Below are 14,239 nucleotides of genomic sequence, written 5' to 3' on the forward strand. Positions count from 1 at the left end.
GGAGTTAACAAGAAACAACTCCCGCTGATTTCTCCTGGTTTGGTTTTGGAGAATTGATGGGAAGGCACCGGCCGTTGGCTGGTGTTTTCTTCCCGTCGGGCTTTTGCTCGTGCCCTAGCTGCTTACGCGCACTGTCTTCCCGACTATGCTGCTGTGCAGTAACCAGCTGCAACGAGGCAACCAGCGCCCAACCGCTACCCGAGCACCAACTTCAATCGAAAATGAGCGCATCCAAACGCCTCATTTCTCGTTCACTCGCTACTTGCCTTACCTTCTATATGTTCCGATTGCTTATCACGCTTAGCTTGCTGCTTGCGGCGGGCGTAGCGGTGGCCCAGCGACCAGCCGCTAAGCCTGCTTCACCCACTCGCCCACTTGTCGTGGCTGTGCCCGTTACGGGCCGCGTTTTCGACCAAGCTACTCACGAAGCGCTGCCGGGCGCTACTGTATTATTTCCCGATCTGAAGCAGGTAAGCAGCACAGACGTCGACGGCACGTTTCGGTTTGCGAACCTGCCCCGCGGCCGGTTTCTGATGCAGGTCACGTTTCTGGGCTACTCGACGGTAGCCCGCACCGTGGATACCGGCACCGGCCAACCGCTGGAAATTGCGCTCGTGCCGGCCAGCACCGAAATCGGGCAGGTGGTAGTGACGGGCGTGTCGGCGAGCACGGAAATGCGCCGCTCGTCGGTCCCGACCACCGTCGTCAACCGCACGCAACTCAACCAAGCGGCAGCCACCAACGCCATAGACGCCATTGCGCACACGCCCGGCGTGTCGCAGATCACGACTGGGGCCGGCATCAGCAAACCCGTTATCCGGGGCTTGTCGTCGAATCGGGTGATCACGCTTAACAACGGCGCCAAGCAGGAAGGCCAGCAGTGGGGCGACGAGCACGGCATCGAAATCGACGAGTTTAGCATCGACCGCGCCGAGATCATCAAAGGCCCCGGCAGCCTGCTCTACGGCTCCGATGGCATGGCCGGGGTAGTCAACTTCGTGGCCCCCGACCCCGTGGAAAGCGGCAAAGTCGTTGGCTCACTGGCCAGTAACTATCAGTCAAACAATCACTTACAGGGCTATTCTGTGATGAATGCCGGCAACCTAAACGGGTTTAACTGGCTGGTACGCGGCAGTGGCAAAATCGCGGGCGACTACCGCAACCGCTACGACGGCCGCGTGTACAACTCCGGTTTTCGCGAGCTCGACGGCAACGGCTACGTGGGCCTGAACAAAAGCTGGGGCTATTCGCACCTCACCTTTAACACTTTCAACCAGCAAGTAGGCTTGGTGGAAGGCGACCGCGACTCGCTGACTGGGCGCTTTATCAAGCAGACCAGCAACGGGCTGGATGCTGTGGTAGAGGAGCCCGTTTCGGATAGCGACTTGCGCGGATATGGTCTTGCCGTGCCGCAGCAGCAGATCAACCACATCCGCATCGGGACCGACAACAATTTTATTCTGGGCCAAAGCCGCCTTACCCTCAACGTAGGCTGGCAGCAGAACCTGCGCCGCGAGTTTGGCAACGCGTTGGATATCAACGAGACTTCGCTGTTTTTTCAGCTGCGCACCTTCGACTACGCGCTGCGGTATTTCCTGCCCGAAATGAACGGCTGGAACACGACCGTCGGACTCAGCGGCATGGATCAGAGCAACGTCAACAAGGGCGTCGAATTTCTGATTCCGGCCTATCGCCTGCTTGATGGCGGCGTGTTCGGGGTGACCAAAAAGTCGTTTGGCAAGTTCGACGTGAGCGGCGGCCTGCGCTACGACATGCGCCGCATCACCGCCGACCCGCTGTACCTCGATCTCTACCAGCGCCCAACGGCGGCACCGGGTGAGCAGCAGAAATTTGCGGGCTTCCAATCGACTTTCCGCAACGTATCAGGCAGCGTGGGCGGCTCGTTTAGCGCCACCGACAAGCTAGTGCTGAAAGCCAACCTTTCGCGCGGATTTCGGGCGCCTAACATCGCCGAACTGGGCTCCAACGGCAAGCACGAAGGCACGATTCGCTACGAAATCGGCGACCCCACGCTCAAGGCCGAAACCAGCCTACAACTCGACGCCGGCATCAGCTACGTTTCCGACCACGTAAGCCTGAACGTGGACGCCTTCCAGAACAGAATTCATAACTACGTATTTCCCAGAGCGTTGCTAAACACAGCCGGCACAGGCGATTCCATAGCCATCACCGGCGACCGTGCGTTTCTCTACGAGCAAGGCGATGCCCGGCTCTACGGCGGCGAAGCGTCCATCGACATTCACCCGCACCCGCTCGATTGGCTGCACTTCGAAAGCAGCTATTCGATGGTGCGCGCCGTGCAGCTTAACCAACCCGAAGGCCAGCGTTACTTGCCCTTTATTCCCGCCGACCGGGTGCAGTCGGAAGTGCGGGTAAACTTCCGCAAGGTGCCCCATTCGCGGCTGGGCAACCTGTACGCCCGCGCCGGCATTGAGCACACTTTTGCCCAGAACCGCTTCTATTCGGCCTTCGAAACCGAAACGCGCACGCCGGGCTATACCTTGTTTAATGCCGGCCTCGGCACGGATGTGCTCAACGCCAATGCCAAAACGCTGTTTTCGGTGTTTCTGACGGGCACCAACCTGTTCGACGTTGGTTACCAGAGCCACCTGAGCCGCCTGAAATACGCCGCTTATAATGCCAGCAATGGCCGCACGGGCGTATTCAACATGGGCCGCAACCTGAGCGTAAAACTCGTTATACCCTTGTCGTTTAAGTAATTACCAAATCAGAGAGCTGCCCAGAACGACCTAAAATTCTAGGCATAGCGTTAGATAAAGCTCAGTTTTAATTTTTATAAACATTTGATTATCAATATATTACCTAAACAACCAGAACGTATTGTTATTCGTGCGTTGTTAGCGTTACTTACTGCCTGTTAATCATCCTTTCCTATGGCGCACAACCACAGCCACGGTCACGACCATCACCACGCCCCCCCCGAAAATCAGCATTACGGCTGGGCTTTTGGCATTGGCATTGGCCTGAACCTTCTGTTTGTGGCCGCGGAAGCGGCCGGTGGGCTGTGGGCTAATTCTTCGGCCTTGCTCTCCGACGCGGGCCACAACCTGAGCGACGTACTAAGTCTGGCGTTGGCTTGGGGTGCTACGCATCTGGCCCGGCGCCCTTCGTCGGCTCGGTATACGTACGGCTTCAAGGGCGCCACCATTCAGGCGGCGCTGCTAAACGCGGCGTTGCTGTACGCGGCGCTGGGCATTATTCTCTGGGATACCATCGACCATTTGCGCAACCCCGAGCCGGTAAACGGACAGATGGTGATGCTGCTGGCGGGCTTGGGCGTGGTGGTAAACGGGTTCACAGCGTGGCTGTTCCGACACGGGCAGAAAGGCGATGTGAATGTGCGCGGGGCCTTTTTGCACATGCTCACCGACATGCTCGTTTCGGTGGGCGTAGTAGCGGGCGGCGCACTGGTCATCTGGACGGGCTGGCGCTGGCTCGACCCTGCCATCAGCTTCGTGATTCTGGGCATCGTTGCTTATGGCTCGTGGGGTTTGATGCGCGAGACGATGCAGCTCAGCCTGCAAGCCGTGCCGGCCAATATCGACCTGGACGCCGTGCGCGATTTTTTACTTCGGCAACCCGGCGTAACGCAAGTACATGACCTGCATGTGTGGCCCCTTAGCACCCGCGACACGGCGCTCACCGCCCACCTCGTCAGGCCGGGTGGCGACGGGAATAACGCCTTTTTAAAGGAATTACAACACGCTATAAATCATGAGTTTAGCATTGGACATTGCACCGTGCAGCTCGAAGATACTGTGCCGATTGCCGATGAGCAAGGCTGCTGCGACGGCGTAGCCATGAGCAAAACGGTTTCGCACACCTGATTTTAGGAGGGCGGCTGTGCCCCCTCAGAAGCTACGTCCAACGCAAACTTTCCGGGAATTCTGCTTAATCTGCACTCCTACTCACCCGGATTGTCATGCAAACCTCTTCCGCCCCTCCTACTCTTCCCAAAACAGCTTCCCTGTTCAGCGCCATCGTCATTGTAGCGTCGCTGGGCTACTTCGTCGATATCTACGACCTGATTCTGTTCAGTATTGTCCGGGTCAAAAGCCTCAACGAACTGGGCATCACTGCCAACGACGCCGTGCGCGACCTGGGCCTTTACCTCATCAACATGCAGATGGGCGGCATGCTGCTTGGCGGCATCTTGTGGGGCGTGCTAGGCGATAAGCGCGGCCGCTTGTCGGTGTTGTTCGGCTCGATTCTGCTGTATTCGCTGGCCAATATCGCCAACGGTTTTGTGCATACCATCGACCAATATGCTTGGTTGCGTTTGGTAGCCGGTGTAGGCTTAGCGGGCGAACTGGGAGCCGGCATTACGCTGGTAGCCGAAAGTCTGCCCAAAGAAAAGCGCGGCTATGGCACCATGATCGTGGCTACGGTGGGCGTGTCGGGGGCGATGCTGGCCTACTGGGTGGGCGAAGCTTTTGGGTGGCGCAACGCCTACTTCATTGGCGGCGGACTGGGGCTGGCGTTGCTGGCGCTACGCGTCGGCGTCTATGAATCGGGGATGTTTGAGCAGGCCCGCCGCGAAGAAGTCGCGCGCGGCAACTTCCTGAGCTTGTTTACCAACGGGCCTCGGCTGCTCAAGTACCTCAAATGCCTGCTCATCGGGGTGCCGCTGTGGTTTGTAGTCGGCATTCTGATTACGCTGGCTCCCGAGTTTGGCCGGGCATTGGGCGTACAGGGCGAAGTGACAGCGGGCTTGGGCGTATTCTGGTGCTACTTCGGGCTGGTGTTCGGCGATTTCGCCAGCGGCTGGATCAGCCAGATGTGGCGCAGCCGCATTCGGGCGTTGCAGCTATTCTTGGTACTGTGCGCCACGTTGGTCGGCGTGTATCTGTATGGATTGCGCGGCGCTACGCCAACTGTTTTCTACACGGTCTGCTTCATTTTGGGCCTTACGGTGGGCTTTTGGGCACTTTTCGTGACAGTGGCCGCCGAGCAGTTCGGCACCAACCTACGGGCTACGGTAGCTACCACAGCTCCCAATTTTGCCCGTGGGTCGGTGGTGCTGCTTACGCCGCTGTTTAAGGCCATGGTCGGGCCGCTGGGCATCATCGGCAGCGCCACTGCGTTGGGCGTAGTTTCGCTGCTGATCGCATTCTGGAGCGTCAGCACACTACCCGAGAGCTACGGCAAAGACCTGGATTACTATGAATGATAGTTTTGTATTTATCTAATAAACAGATATTTACAATATTCATTTTATGAACATGCTCCTCTGGCCTGCGTATTAGGAGAAACCAACCCCCTACTGCCATGAAAAAGATATTCGGAGCCATATTTTTAGTACTGCTGACGGCCGCCGCAGCTTCCGCCCAAACCACACCAACCGCGGCTGATACCGCCCAAATGCGCTTGCAGCAACAGCAGCAGCGTGCTGCCGACGCTAAAGCCACTTTGGATGCGCAAAAAAGCCAAGCCAAGGATAGCCGCGAGGCTTTGAAAGACAGCAAAGCCCAAATGCGGGATCAGAAACAGCAGCTGCGCACGCAGAAAAGCCAACTCAAGGAGCAGAAGCTAGCCGACCGCGAAGCCCAACGCCAAAAAGAACTGGCCCAAAAGCAAGCCCGCGACGAGAAACGCTTGTTGAAAACACAGAAAAAGATGGCGAAAGAAGCTTCCAACTAAGCGACTCGCCCTTGATTTTCGTACAGCAAAAAACTCCAGCCCGCTAGCTGGAGTTTTTTGTATGCTTTACTTCCGCCTTCAATCCTGCTCTCATGGCTGATCTGCCAACCAAAAACACACCTAAATACTCCGTCTGGCACCATTTCATTTTGCTGCCCGCTGCCTTTATTATTGCTGCTTACGGCGTGCGGCGCTACCTCCACGTAGCCGGCGACGACTCCGAGATTTCGCGGTTGTGGTTTTCGGTCATGGTGCTGGGCGTGGTGGGCCTGGGCGTGCTCTTGCTGCTGCGCCAGCATTACGCTCTCAAGCTCCAAGACCGCCTTATTCGGTTGGAAGTGCGGCAGCGGTACTTCGAGGTTACGGGCCAGAGCTTCCGGCCGCTGGAAAAGCAACTGGCACTGAAGCAAATCCTGTCGTTGCGCTTTGCAGGCGACGCCGAATTAGCTGCATTGGCACAAGCTACTGTCGGTCAGAACCTTACGCCAAAGGACATTCAGGGCCGCATTACCGACTTCCAATTCGATACGATGCGCGTGTGAGGCTTACCTTTGCGGCATGTTCATCCTGTTGCTTACCTACACGGCCGAGCTCGCCGAAATCGAGCCGCTGATGCCCGCGCACATGGCTTGGGTGGAGGCGCATTACCACGACGGCACGTTCCTTATTTCCGGGCGGTTGGTGCCGCGCACCGGCGGCGTTATTTTGGCGCGTGCCGCCTCACGCGACGCCGTAGAGACCTTGGTAGCCGCCGATCCGTTTACAGAAGCAGGCGTCGCTCGCTACGACGTGCTGGAGTTCATGCCGTCGCGCACGGCTACGGGGTTCGAAAACCTGCTGAACTAAGTCTTTCTTTTATTTCTTTTGCGCTCATGATTCTTTACAATGTTACCAGCAGCCTCGACCCCGAAATAGCCGAAGAATGGGTCGATTATATGCTCGATACCCACATGCCCGAAATTATGGCCACGGGTTTTTTCCTGCGCAGCCAACTGTGCCGCCTTCTCAACGAAGAAGAAAATGGCATTACGTATGCCGCTCAGTTTTACTGCATTAGCGTCGAGCAGCTGGAAGAATACCAGCGCGTAATCGGCCCCGGCATCAGCGCCAACTTAGAAACTCGCTTTCCGGGCCAGTACGTTTCATTTCGCACTGTACTGGAAGTAGTTGAATAGCAATTAGTTACAATAAACCATTCTATCTACTATATCCGTCCGTCATCCTTCGCTGCGCTCTGGATAACGGGCACGAAGGTGGGCAACCGTCGAATACCCTTGTTCTTCTATTGAGGAGTAATGTTGGTCACAACGCTTTCGATAGCTGGGTCGCAGGCGTAGGCTTGCAATTGCTCCATCGTGAGGTTGCCGTTGTGCCATTCGGGGTCGAGGTTCGCACCGATTTTTTTGTAAAAGCCAATGGCTGGCTCGTTCCATTCCAGCACCTGCCACTTCATGCGGTTGGCGCCCGTAACGCGCGCTTCGGCCACCACCGCATCGAAAAGCAGCTTGCCGATGCCCATGCCCCGCGCGGCTTCGGTCACGACGAGGTCTTCCAAGTACAGCATTCGCCCTTTCCAGGTAGAATAAGCCGTGTAGAAAAGCGCCAACCCAATAATGCCCTTGTTCTCGCGCTCGGCCACGAAGAATTTGAAGATGGACTCGGCGCCGAAGCCGTCGCGCTGCATGTCGGCGAGCGTGTTGGTGACTTCCTCCGGCGCGCGTTCGTACACGGCGAGCTCCTGAATTAAGCCCAAAACCTGCGGCAGATCGGCCTCTACTCCGCGCCGAATGGAAATAGCTGATTGTGACATTGTTACAAGTAGTTTATAAACCCCTGAGAGCGGTGGCTACTGTCGGGCTGATGGGTGTTAAAGCACATCGCCCGGCCGCGGCTTATGCTACGATCGGGCGATGAAAATTGGGAGCTTACAAACCCAAATTACATCTGGGGCTGCATCTTTTTGATGTCCTGCGTAGCGTTCACCGCGTTGATTTCGCGGGGCTGATTGGTAGCGGGTTTGCCGCCGGTTGTGTCGGCCGCAGCCGGAATGGGTGGCAACGGCTTCACAGTCACGTCGTCGTTGGTTTTGTAATCAGGGTTGCTGCACGAGGTGACGGTCAGCGTTAGCGAAGCGCCGGCCAGCAGACCGAGCAGAAGCGATTTCTTCATATGGAGGTAGCCGAAAAAGAACAGGCAGTTGGGTTTTCGGGCCGCAAGATACGAAGCCGCCCGCGAAAGACTCCTACGTGCTTAACGCCCGGTCGGATACGGATTGATGCCCATATTCTGATACGCAAACGCCCAAATGTCGGCCCACTCCTGAATCTGGAGCGCCGTGCTCTTGCCCGCGCCGTGCCCGGCGTTCACATCCACCCGAATCAATTGCGGGTTGGGGCCGGCATTTCGCCCCTGCAGGGTAGCCGCAAACTTAAACGAGTGCGCTGGCACCACACGATCGTCGTGGTCGGCGGTCGTGATCAGGGTAGCGGGGTAGTCAGTGCCTGCTTTCAGATTGTGTAGCGGCGAGAACTTATACAGATTCTGAAACTGCGCGTAGTTGTCAGACGAGCCGTATTCGGGCACCCAGGCGTGGCCAATGGTAAACTTCTGAAACTTAAGCATATCCATTACCCCTACCGCCGGGAAAGCGACGCGCGCAATGTCCGGCCGCTGCGTCATGGTAGCACCTACCAGCAGACCCCCATTGGAGCCGCCGGCAATGGCCAGCCGTTGCGGATTGGTGTAGTTCTGCACCGTGAGGTATTCGGCGGCGGCAATAAAGTCGTCGAATACATTTTGCTTGTTGGGCGTCATGCCGGCTTTGTGCCACGCTTCGCCGTACTCGCCGCCGCCGCGCAGGTTGGCCACAGCCAGAATGCCGCCGTTTTCGAGCCACAGCATGCGCGCCACCGAGAAAGCCGGCGTCACCGACACATTGAACCCACCGTAGGCATAGAGATACGTAGGGTTCTGGCCGTTGAGTTTGATGCCCCTCTTGTGCACTATGAACATCGGGATCTTCGTACCGTCTTTGCTGGCGTAGAAAACCTGCGTAGTTACATAGTCGTCGGGCTTCACATCGACGGTGGGCGCCCGAAACACGGTGCTCGTGTTGCTGGCAAGGTCGTAGCGGTAAATGGTCGTCGGGTAGGTAAACGACGTGAAGGCGTAATACACTACTTTGTCGGCGCGCCGACCGCCAAAGCCCGAAGCCGTGCCGATGGCCGGCAACGCGACGTCGTGCAGAAACTCGCCCTTCTCAGTGTAAACTTTCACCAGGCTGCTGGCATCTTTGAGGTAACTGGCCACAATGCGGCCGCCTACGTGGCTCACCTCAACCAGCGTATTGTCAGACTGCGGCACCAAGTCTTTCCAATTGGCTTCCTGCGGCTTCTTCGGGTCGACGACCACAATGCGGTAGCGGGGTGCTTTATAGTCGGTGTAAACCAGCAGCTTACCGTCTACATTGCCCACCACGCTAGTATGGTACTCGTAGCTGCTGCCAATGTTGACAAACTTGCCGGCTTGCTTGGGGTCGGTGAGGTCACGGACGGACAAGCGGGTGCCGTCGGTGCCGTTGGCGCGGGTGATAATCAAGAAACGCTCATCTTCCGTAACCCCGGCATGATGCGAGATCAAGGGCATGGCTTTGTCCTCGTACACCAGCTTGTCCGACGACTGCGCTGTGCCCAGCTTGTGGAAGTACACTTTGTGGTACTCATTTTTGCCAGCCAAGCCATTTTCGCCTTTTTTGGGTGCGTCGTAGCTGCTGTAATAGAAGCCGTCTTTCACCCAGGCGGCGCCCGAAAACTTCACCCAGTTCAGTTGGTCCTTTAGTGGTTGCCGGGTTTTCAGGTCCATCACCTTAAAGGTGTTCCAGTCGGAGCCGCCGCTGCTGGTGGCATAGGCCATGTAGCGGTGGTCGTTGGAGAAGAAGGTGCCGGCGAGTGCCGTGGTGCCGTCGGCCGAAAACTTGTTGGGGTCGAGTAGCACTTCGGGCTGGCCCTCTATGCCTTTCTGCACATACAGCACGGCTTGGTTTTGCAGGCCGTCGTTTTTGCTAAAATACAGATAATCACCCTCTTGCTCGGGCACCCCAAAGCGCTCGTAATTCCAGATTTTGGTGAGCCGGTCGCGGATGCGGTCGCGGAATGGTATTTTCTCCAGGTAGCCGAACGTGACTTTGTTTTCGGCCTCTACCCACGCTTTGGTTTCGGGCGAATCGAGGTTTTCGAGCCAAGAATAAGGGTCGGCGACGGGCGTACCGTGGTAGTCGTCGGTGTGGTCGGTTTTGCGGGTTTTGGGGTATTCCACAGAGAGGCGAGGTGCATTAGAAACTGCCGTATACGAGCCCGAAGCGGGTTTTGCCGGGGAAGAGACAGTCGGCTGAGCCGAACGGCAAGCCGCCAGCGCCGAAAGCGCCAGTAGCGGATAGGTGAGTTTTCGCATACAATAGGGTGCAGAGCAGATTTGGGCGAAGATAGCCCCGGCAAAATCGATTGACTCACCTTTAGTGCAAATTAACCCTATTTAGATGCTAAATCAAACTAGCCTTTTAAATGTAACGTTTTGATTATAAGAAGATTACGAACAAGAGCCGAAATCACTTCAGCAACCCTATACTTCACGCTGAAAAGCCGCCGACTTGTTCATCGGCCTCCAATGCGGCCTACCTTGGGGATTACCTGAATCAAAAAGCGCTTGTTTTCGTCTTCGCGGGCGGCGGTGTAGCGACCCGTGCCATAAAAACCACTGCCCCCGATGATCAGCTCAATGCCTTTGTCCTGGCTGAAATTGAGGCCGTTCTGCTTCCACAAGTTCAGCAGGTTGAGGGCGCGGCGGTAGCTGAGCTGGTACGTAAGCTGCTCCTGTGCCCGGTTGCGCGGATCGCCCTGGGGGTAACGCGCCGCCATGCCCTCCACGATCACGAGGTAGCGCACGGGCTGCTCGGTTTTGATGCTTTTCAGCACCGAGCGCAACGTGCGCCCGGCTTGCAACAGCGCCGGCTTGTACTGCTCCTCGATCTCGTCGCGGCCCGCTTTGAACTGCACTGGCACGAGCAACTCGTGCCGCTCATTTACGGGGTCATATTTAAAGTACTTACCCTCAAGCCGTTGCAACGAGCGTCTGATTTTGGTAATCTGCTCTAGTTCCTCGGCTTTGGCCTTCAGTTCGCCGTTGGCGTTCTTCAGGTCGTTTTCTCGGTCTTTAAAAAGCTTGAAGCTGTAGACGAACAACACCAGCATCACCACAAACAGCGACGTCATCAGGTCCACGTAACTGGGCCAGAAAAAGTCGTTGGATTGGCGGTTGTTAGAAGTTGAATTGTTCATGAAAACAGATGAAATGTGGGGTTACTGCGGCCTTACCCCACCAAACAACTGATCCATGAACCGTTGAAAACGGTTTTTGGAAGTAGCCTTCACCAGCACCGTATTTAGGTTGGAAAGCTCCGACAACAGCTTGGCCTGAATCTGCGAGTCCAAGTCAATTTTGCGCATGAGTTCGCGCTGGGTGGCGGTCACGTCGCGCGACAAGGCATCTTGCTGACTATTAAGGCCTTGAAACGGCTCTAGGTACCGCACGATGCGCTCGAATATGTTGTCGTGGTTGAGCTTCTGAAAGTATTGCCCCCACTTTTCGTAGGCCTGCTGGGCATCGCGTTCGTGGTAGCTTAGGCGCTGCTGCATCAGGTCGGTGAGGCGCAGGCTGGCGTCGTCGAAGTATTGCTCGGTGCGGGCCGCAAGGTTGCTCATCTCCTGCTGGTGGCGCTGGAAAAACTCAAGCTGATGCTGGATGAGGTTGTCGTGCTGCCCAATGTACTGGCCCACGTTGTTGATGCCCCGCTCGAAGCCCACTAGCCGGTCTAGGATGCTGCTGACTTGCTGAGCCGTCTGGGTACCGTCGGCCAGCATCTTGTTTAGTTGTTGCTGATAGCCAGTGAATTGCCCAAATAGCTCCGCCGACTCCCGGACTTTCTCAAATACGGCAATGTTGGCCTTAGCCATCTGGTCGTACCCAATTTTGTCGAGCGCTTCCAGGAAGTTGCTTTGCACCCGAATGTTGTCGGTGAGCTTGTCCATGATGGGCTCAAACAACGTGACCTTGCCCACAAAATCCTGATTGAATGCGTCCAGCACTGCCTTCAAATTAGTGAGGCTGCTGGCCATGTCGCTGTGCAGAATGGGCAGCAAGCGCGCTTGCAGGAACGTATAATAATTGTTCTGGCGCTGGTCGAGCTGGTGGCGCGCGGCGCGTACCAAGCCGTTACCGAGCAGCGTGAGCAACAGCCCCACAAAACTACCCGTCATGGCGATGAGCACGCCGGTCAGGAAGGGCGTAAGGGCATTTTCGTCGGTTACGCCGTTGCGCGCAATGCCTACCAATCCCAGAATAACGCCTAAGAACGTGCCCAACAAACCCAGATACAGCGGCGTCGCGACGTTGGCCAACACTGCATTTTCCAATACCTCCGACTGCCGCTCCGAGATGTCCTTCAGAATGCCGAAATCGGCCGCAGCACCCTTGTTGTGGCGCAGGTAGTCGTTTGTGTCAACCAGAATTTCGCGGAACTCGTCCGTGGCAGTATCCGCTTTAATAAGGTCGGCCGGATAGGCATCGGCGGGTGCGTCGGCCGCATAATCGGGCAGATCGTGCCCGTCGGGCGTTACCAGTCGATGCTCAACCCGCAACGTGCCCTTCGGCGGGTACAGTTGGCCTAGTCGTTGGGCATTGGCTTTGGTGCTAAGAAAAGTGCGTACCTGTAGCCCCACCACTACCAGCACAACGACAATTTCGAGCAGGATTTCAATCATGAACGGAAGCTATAACCACGCTAAAGTTAGAGCTAAAAAGCTAGCTCCCCTCCTTTTTTCAAGGAGGGGCTGGGGGTGGTAAAACCCGTTGAACGAAGACTAGCTTTAGTTTCTACTCTAGTATAACCATCCCCAACCCCTCCTTGAAAAAAGGCGGAGAGCTAGCTTTTTAGCTCTTTATATATAATTGATTGTCAATCAATTACTCAAAGTGAATAGCTGCCTTCTGATCGATTTGCCAAGCGCCACTGGACTTGCGCAGGGTTCCGTCTTCATCAGTTACGATGCGCGAAACGGGCGTACTGGGCTGCTGATAACGGCAGGCATCGCGCAACGAATATTGAGCGCTTTGGATGGCGTAGGCATGCACCTGCGGATTGGGATTGACCCGGAACGTAGCCACGTCGGGGCGCTGCGGGTTGAGCGTGATCTCGTAAATGCTGTCGTGTTGGGGTTGCTCCTGCAGATCGTATTCGCTGAAACCGCCGTTTACGGGCACTTTCACATAGAAACGCGCAACCGCAGGTTGTGGCGGAGTGACAGACGGTGCGGGCTGCGTAGCGGCCGACCAAGTATCAGCAGCGGGCAGCTGCACCGGCGGCACAAGACTATCAAACTCATCGCGCGAAGCCGTAGCCGGCGAACCCGCAGGGATGGCGGCAGGAGCTACGCTTGTTTCAGTTAAGGCGGGAGCGGGCTCGGCGTAAACAGGCGCGGCGGGCCGCTCTTCGTAAGCAGGAGTTGGCGAGGGAGCCGGGGCAGGTGTTGGGGCAGTGGGCGCGCTGGTAACTACCGGCGCTTTGGGCACTTCGCGGGCCGGCTGACGCGGCGGTTCGGCTACCGGAACAGGTGCTTTATCCCTTTTTGCAACATATTGATTGTCAGAAAGTTGCTCAGCTACCCGCTGCTGCACCAAGCGCTCGATTTCTTTTTGCAACTCCGGCGTCAGGCTTTTCATTGTTGGGCCGGCCCAAGTGGCAGCCGGAGCCGAGTTGGCCGCCGCTTTCACCGATTCCAACTCGCTGCGATGGCGGTCGGCTCGGGTGCCCAGCGCATTGATGCTGCGGCGCAGCAGCACGTACAGGAATAAGCTCAACAGCGAGAGAATCAGCGAGATCGGTCCGAAGAATTTATTCATGATGCTTTCCCCAGCCGAGCCGCGGCCGGTGCTGGCTACCTGATTGGCATCCGTCACCGGACCCGCATCCGAATCGACGGCCGCTGCTGTGCTTTCGTCGGTGGTAGCCGTGGTATCAACCTGCGCCTCCGTTACCAGATTGGAGCTTACATCGCCGGGCGGAGTGCCGTTCTCCACGTAATTTTTCAGCGATGCCTCCAAGGCGGCCAAGGCCTGCATGCGTGCCGGGCTGGCTTTGCGAGCGGGCGAAGCTTTCAGCTTGGTAATAATCTCATTAGCAAGCTTTTGCAGCCGCGATTTGTCCGAGCCCAAGCCCTTGTACATGACGCCGCGCTTCTCAAGGGGCGTGTACAGTGCGCTATACACCTTCTGGCTATCTGCCTTGATGCTGTTCTCAAACTCTTTCAGCGAACCGCTGCATTGAAGCGAGTTTTTCAGGTTGGGCCGCTTGTTGTCGTCGTACACAAAGCGGGCCGTCGCGCACCAGATCTGCGCCTTCTGCTCGTCGAGCGTAGGCTGGCCGAGCGGGGTTTGGGCGTGTGTTACACTTGCAGACAGCAATCCAGCAAACAGCAAAGTAATGCAGCGGAGAAAAGTCATAGTA

General features: G+C 56.7%; 13 protein-coding genes. 7 read left to right on the top strand and 6 right to left on the bottom strand.

The window, feature by feature from the left end:
* The first annotated feature begins 278 nt into the window (after nt 1–278).
* From H9I52_RS17465 to H9I52_RS17495, 7 genes are all read left to right on the top strand, one after another.
* Nucleotides 279–2,741: a TonB-dependent receptor gene (locus tag H9I52_RS17465; RefSeq protein WP_187454930.1), complete on the top strand. Its 2,463-nt coding sequence runs from the start codon at nt 279–281 to the stop codon at nt 2,739–2,741.
* Between the two features lie 174 nt (nt 2,742–2,915).
* A complete protein-coding gene (locus tag H9I52_RS17470) occupies nt 2,916–3,869 on the top strand; it encodes a cation diffusion facilitator family transporter (RefSeq protein WP_187454931.1) in 954 nt (317 codons plus the stop codon).
* Between the two features lie 95 nt (nt 3,870–3,964).
* Nucleotides 3,965–5,212: an MFS transporter gene (locus H9I52_RS17475; protein WP_139514999.1), complete on the top strand. Its 1,248-nt coding sequence runs from the start codon at nt 3,965–3,967 to the stop codon at nt 5,210–5,212.
* Between the two features lie 98 nt (nt 5,213–5,310).
* The gene (locus H9I52_RS17480) at nt 5,311–5,682 is read left to right on the top strand and encodes a hypothetical protein (RefSeq protein WP_139515000.1); all 372 of its coding nucleotides are present in this window, start codon (nt 5,311–5,313) and stop codon (nt 5,680–5,682) included.
* Between the two features lie 92 nt (nt 5,683–5,774).
* Nucleotides 5,775–6,224, top strand: a complete 450-nt coding sequence (locus tag H9I52_RS17485; RefSeq protein WP_187454932.1) for a DUF6526 family protein — start codon at nt 5,775–5,777, stop codon at nt 6,222–6,224.
* 16 nt (nt 6,225–6,240) lie between these two features.
* A complete protein-coding gene (locus tag H9I52_RS17490) occupies nt 6,241–6,528 on the top strand; it encodes a YciI family protein (RefSeq protein ID WP_139515002.1) in 288 nt (95 codons plus the stop codon).
* Nucleotides 6,529–6,554: 26 nt separating this feature from the next.
* A complete protein-coding gene (locus H9I52_RS17495; RefSeq protein WP_139515003.1) occupies nt 6,555–6,857 on the top strand; it encodes a DUF4286 family protein in 303 nt (100 codons plus the stop codon).
* Nucleotides 6,858–6,964: 107 nt separating this feature from the next.
* Here the strand turns inward: H9I52_RS17495 and H9I52_RS17500 are convergent, their stop codons facing one another.
* The 6 genes from H9I52_RS17500 to H9I52_RS17525 form a co-directional block, all read right to left on the bottom strand.
* Entirely contained in the window at nt 6,965–7,492 is a 528-nt protein-coding gene (locus tag H9I52_RS17500; RefSeq protein ID WP_187454933.1) for a GNAT family N-acetyltransferase, read from the bottom strand.
* A gap of 128 nt (nt 7,493–7,620) precedes the next feature.
* Nucleotides 7,621–7,851: a hypothetical protein gene (locus H9I52_RS17505; protein ID WP_187454934.1), complete on the bottom strand. Its 231-nt coding sequence runs from the start codon at nt 7,849–7,851 to the stop codon at nt 7,621–7,623.
* Between the two features lie 81 nt (nt 7,852–7,932).
* Nucleotides 7,933–10,131, bottom strand: coding sequence for a prolyl oligopeptidase family serine peptidase (locus tag H9I52_RS17510; protein WP_187454935.1), 2,199 nt, complete (start codon nt 10,129–10,131; stop codon nt 7,933–7,935).
* A 200-nt stretch (nt 10,132–10,331) separates the two neighbouring features.
* Nucleotides 10,332–11,015: a hypothetical protein gene (locus tag H9I52_RS17515; RefSeq protein WP_139515006.1), complete on the bottom strand. Its 684-nt coding sequence runs from the start codon at nt 11,013–11,015 to the stop codon at nt 10,332–10,334.
* 21 nt (nt 11,016–11,036) lie between these two features.
* Nucleotides 11,037–12,497: a hypothetical protein gene (locus H9I52_RS17520; RefSeq protein ID WP_187454936.1), complete on the bottom strand. Its 1,461-nt coding sequence runs from the start codon at nt 12,495–12,497 to the stop codon at nt 11,037–11,039.
* A gap of 202 nt (nt 12,498–12,699) precedes the next feature.
* Nucleotides 12,700–14,235: a hypothetical protein gene (locus H9I52_RS17525; protein WP_187454937.1), complete on the bottom strand. Its 1,536-nt coding sequence runs from the start codon at nt 14,233–14,235 to the stop codon at nt 12,700–12,702.
* Nucleotides 14,236–14,239 lie beyond the last annotated feature (4 nt).

Origin of the sequence: Hymenobacter sp. BT491, from assembly GCF_014349165.1 — a bacterium.
In the GTDB taxonomy this organism is placed as follows: domain Bacteria; phylum Bacteroidota; class Bacteroidia; order Cytophagales; family Hymenobacteraceae; genus Hymenobacter; species Hymenobacter jejuensis.

What these genes read in the sequence shown, in the direction of transcription:
- H9I52_RS17465 (WP_187454930.1), top strand. Translation starts at nt 279, where the DNA reads ATGTTCCGATTGCTTATCACGCTTAGCTTGCTGCTTGCGGCGGGCGTA.
- H9I52_RS17505 (WP_187454934.1), bottom strand. Translation starts at nt 7,851, where the DNA reads ATGAAGAAATCGCTTCTGCTCGGTCTGCTGGCCGGCGCTTCGCTAACG.
- H9I52_RS17490 (WP_139515002.1), top strand. Translation starts at nt 6,241, where the DNA reads ATGTTCATCCTGTTGCTTACCTACACGGCCGAGCTCGCCGAAATCGAG.
- H9I52_RS17475 (WP_139514999.1), top strand. Translation starts at nt 3,965, where the DNA reads ATGCAAACCTCTTCCGCCCCTCCTACTCTTCCCAAAACAGCTTCCCTG.
- H9I52_RS17525 (WP_187454937.1), bottom strand. Translation starts at nt 14,235, where the DNA reads ATGACTTTTCTCCGCTGCATTACTTTGCTGTTTGCTGGATTGCTGTCT.
- H9I52_RS17515 (WP_139515006.1), bottom strand. Translation starts at nt 11,015, where the DNA reads ATGAACAATTCAACTTCTAACAACCGCCAATCCAACGACTTTTTCTGG.
- H9I52_RS17495 (WP_139515003.1), top strand. Translation starts at nt 6,555, where the DNA reads ATGATTCTTTACAATGTTACCAGCAGCCTCGACCCCGAAATAGCCGAA.
- H9I52_RS17470 (WP_187454931.1), top strand. Translation starts at nt 2,916, where the DNA reads ATGGCGCACAACCACAGCCACGGTCACGACCATCACCACGCCCCCCCC.
- H9I52_RS17485 (WP_187454932.1), top strand. Translation starts at nt 5,775, where the DNA reads ATGGCTGATCTGCCAACCAAAAACACACCTAAATACTCCGTCTGGCAC.
- H9I52_RS17480 (WP_139515000.1), top strand. Translation starts at nt 5,311, where the DNA reads ATGAAAAAGATATTCGGAGCCATATTTTTAGTACTGCTGACGGCCGCC.
- H9I52_RS17520 (WP_187454936.1), bottom strand. Translation starts at nt 12,497, where the DNA reads ATGATTGAAATCCTGCTCGAAATTGTCGTTGTGCTGGTAGTGGTGGGG.
- H9I52_RS17510 (WP_187454935.1), bottom strand. Translation starts at nt 10,131, where the DNA reads ATGCGAAAACTCACCTATCCGCTACTGGCGCTTTCGGCGCTGGCGGCT.
- H9I52_RS17500 (WP_187454933.1), bottom strand. Translation starts at nt 7,492, where the DNA reads ATGTCACAATCAGCTATTTCCATTCGGCGCGGAGTAGAGGCCGATCTG.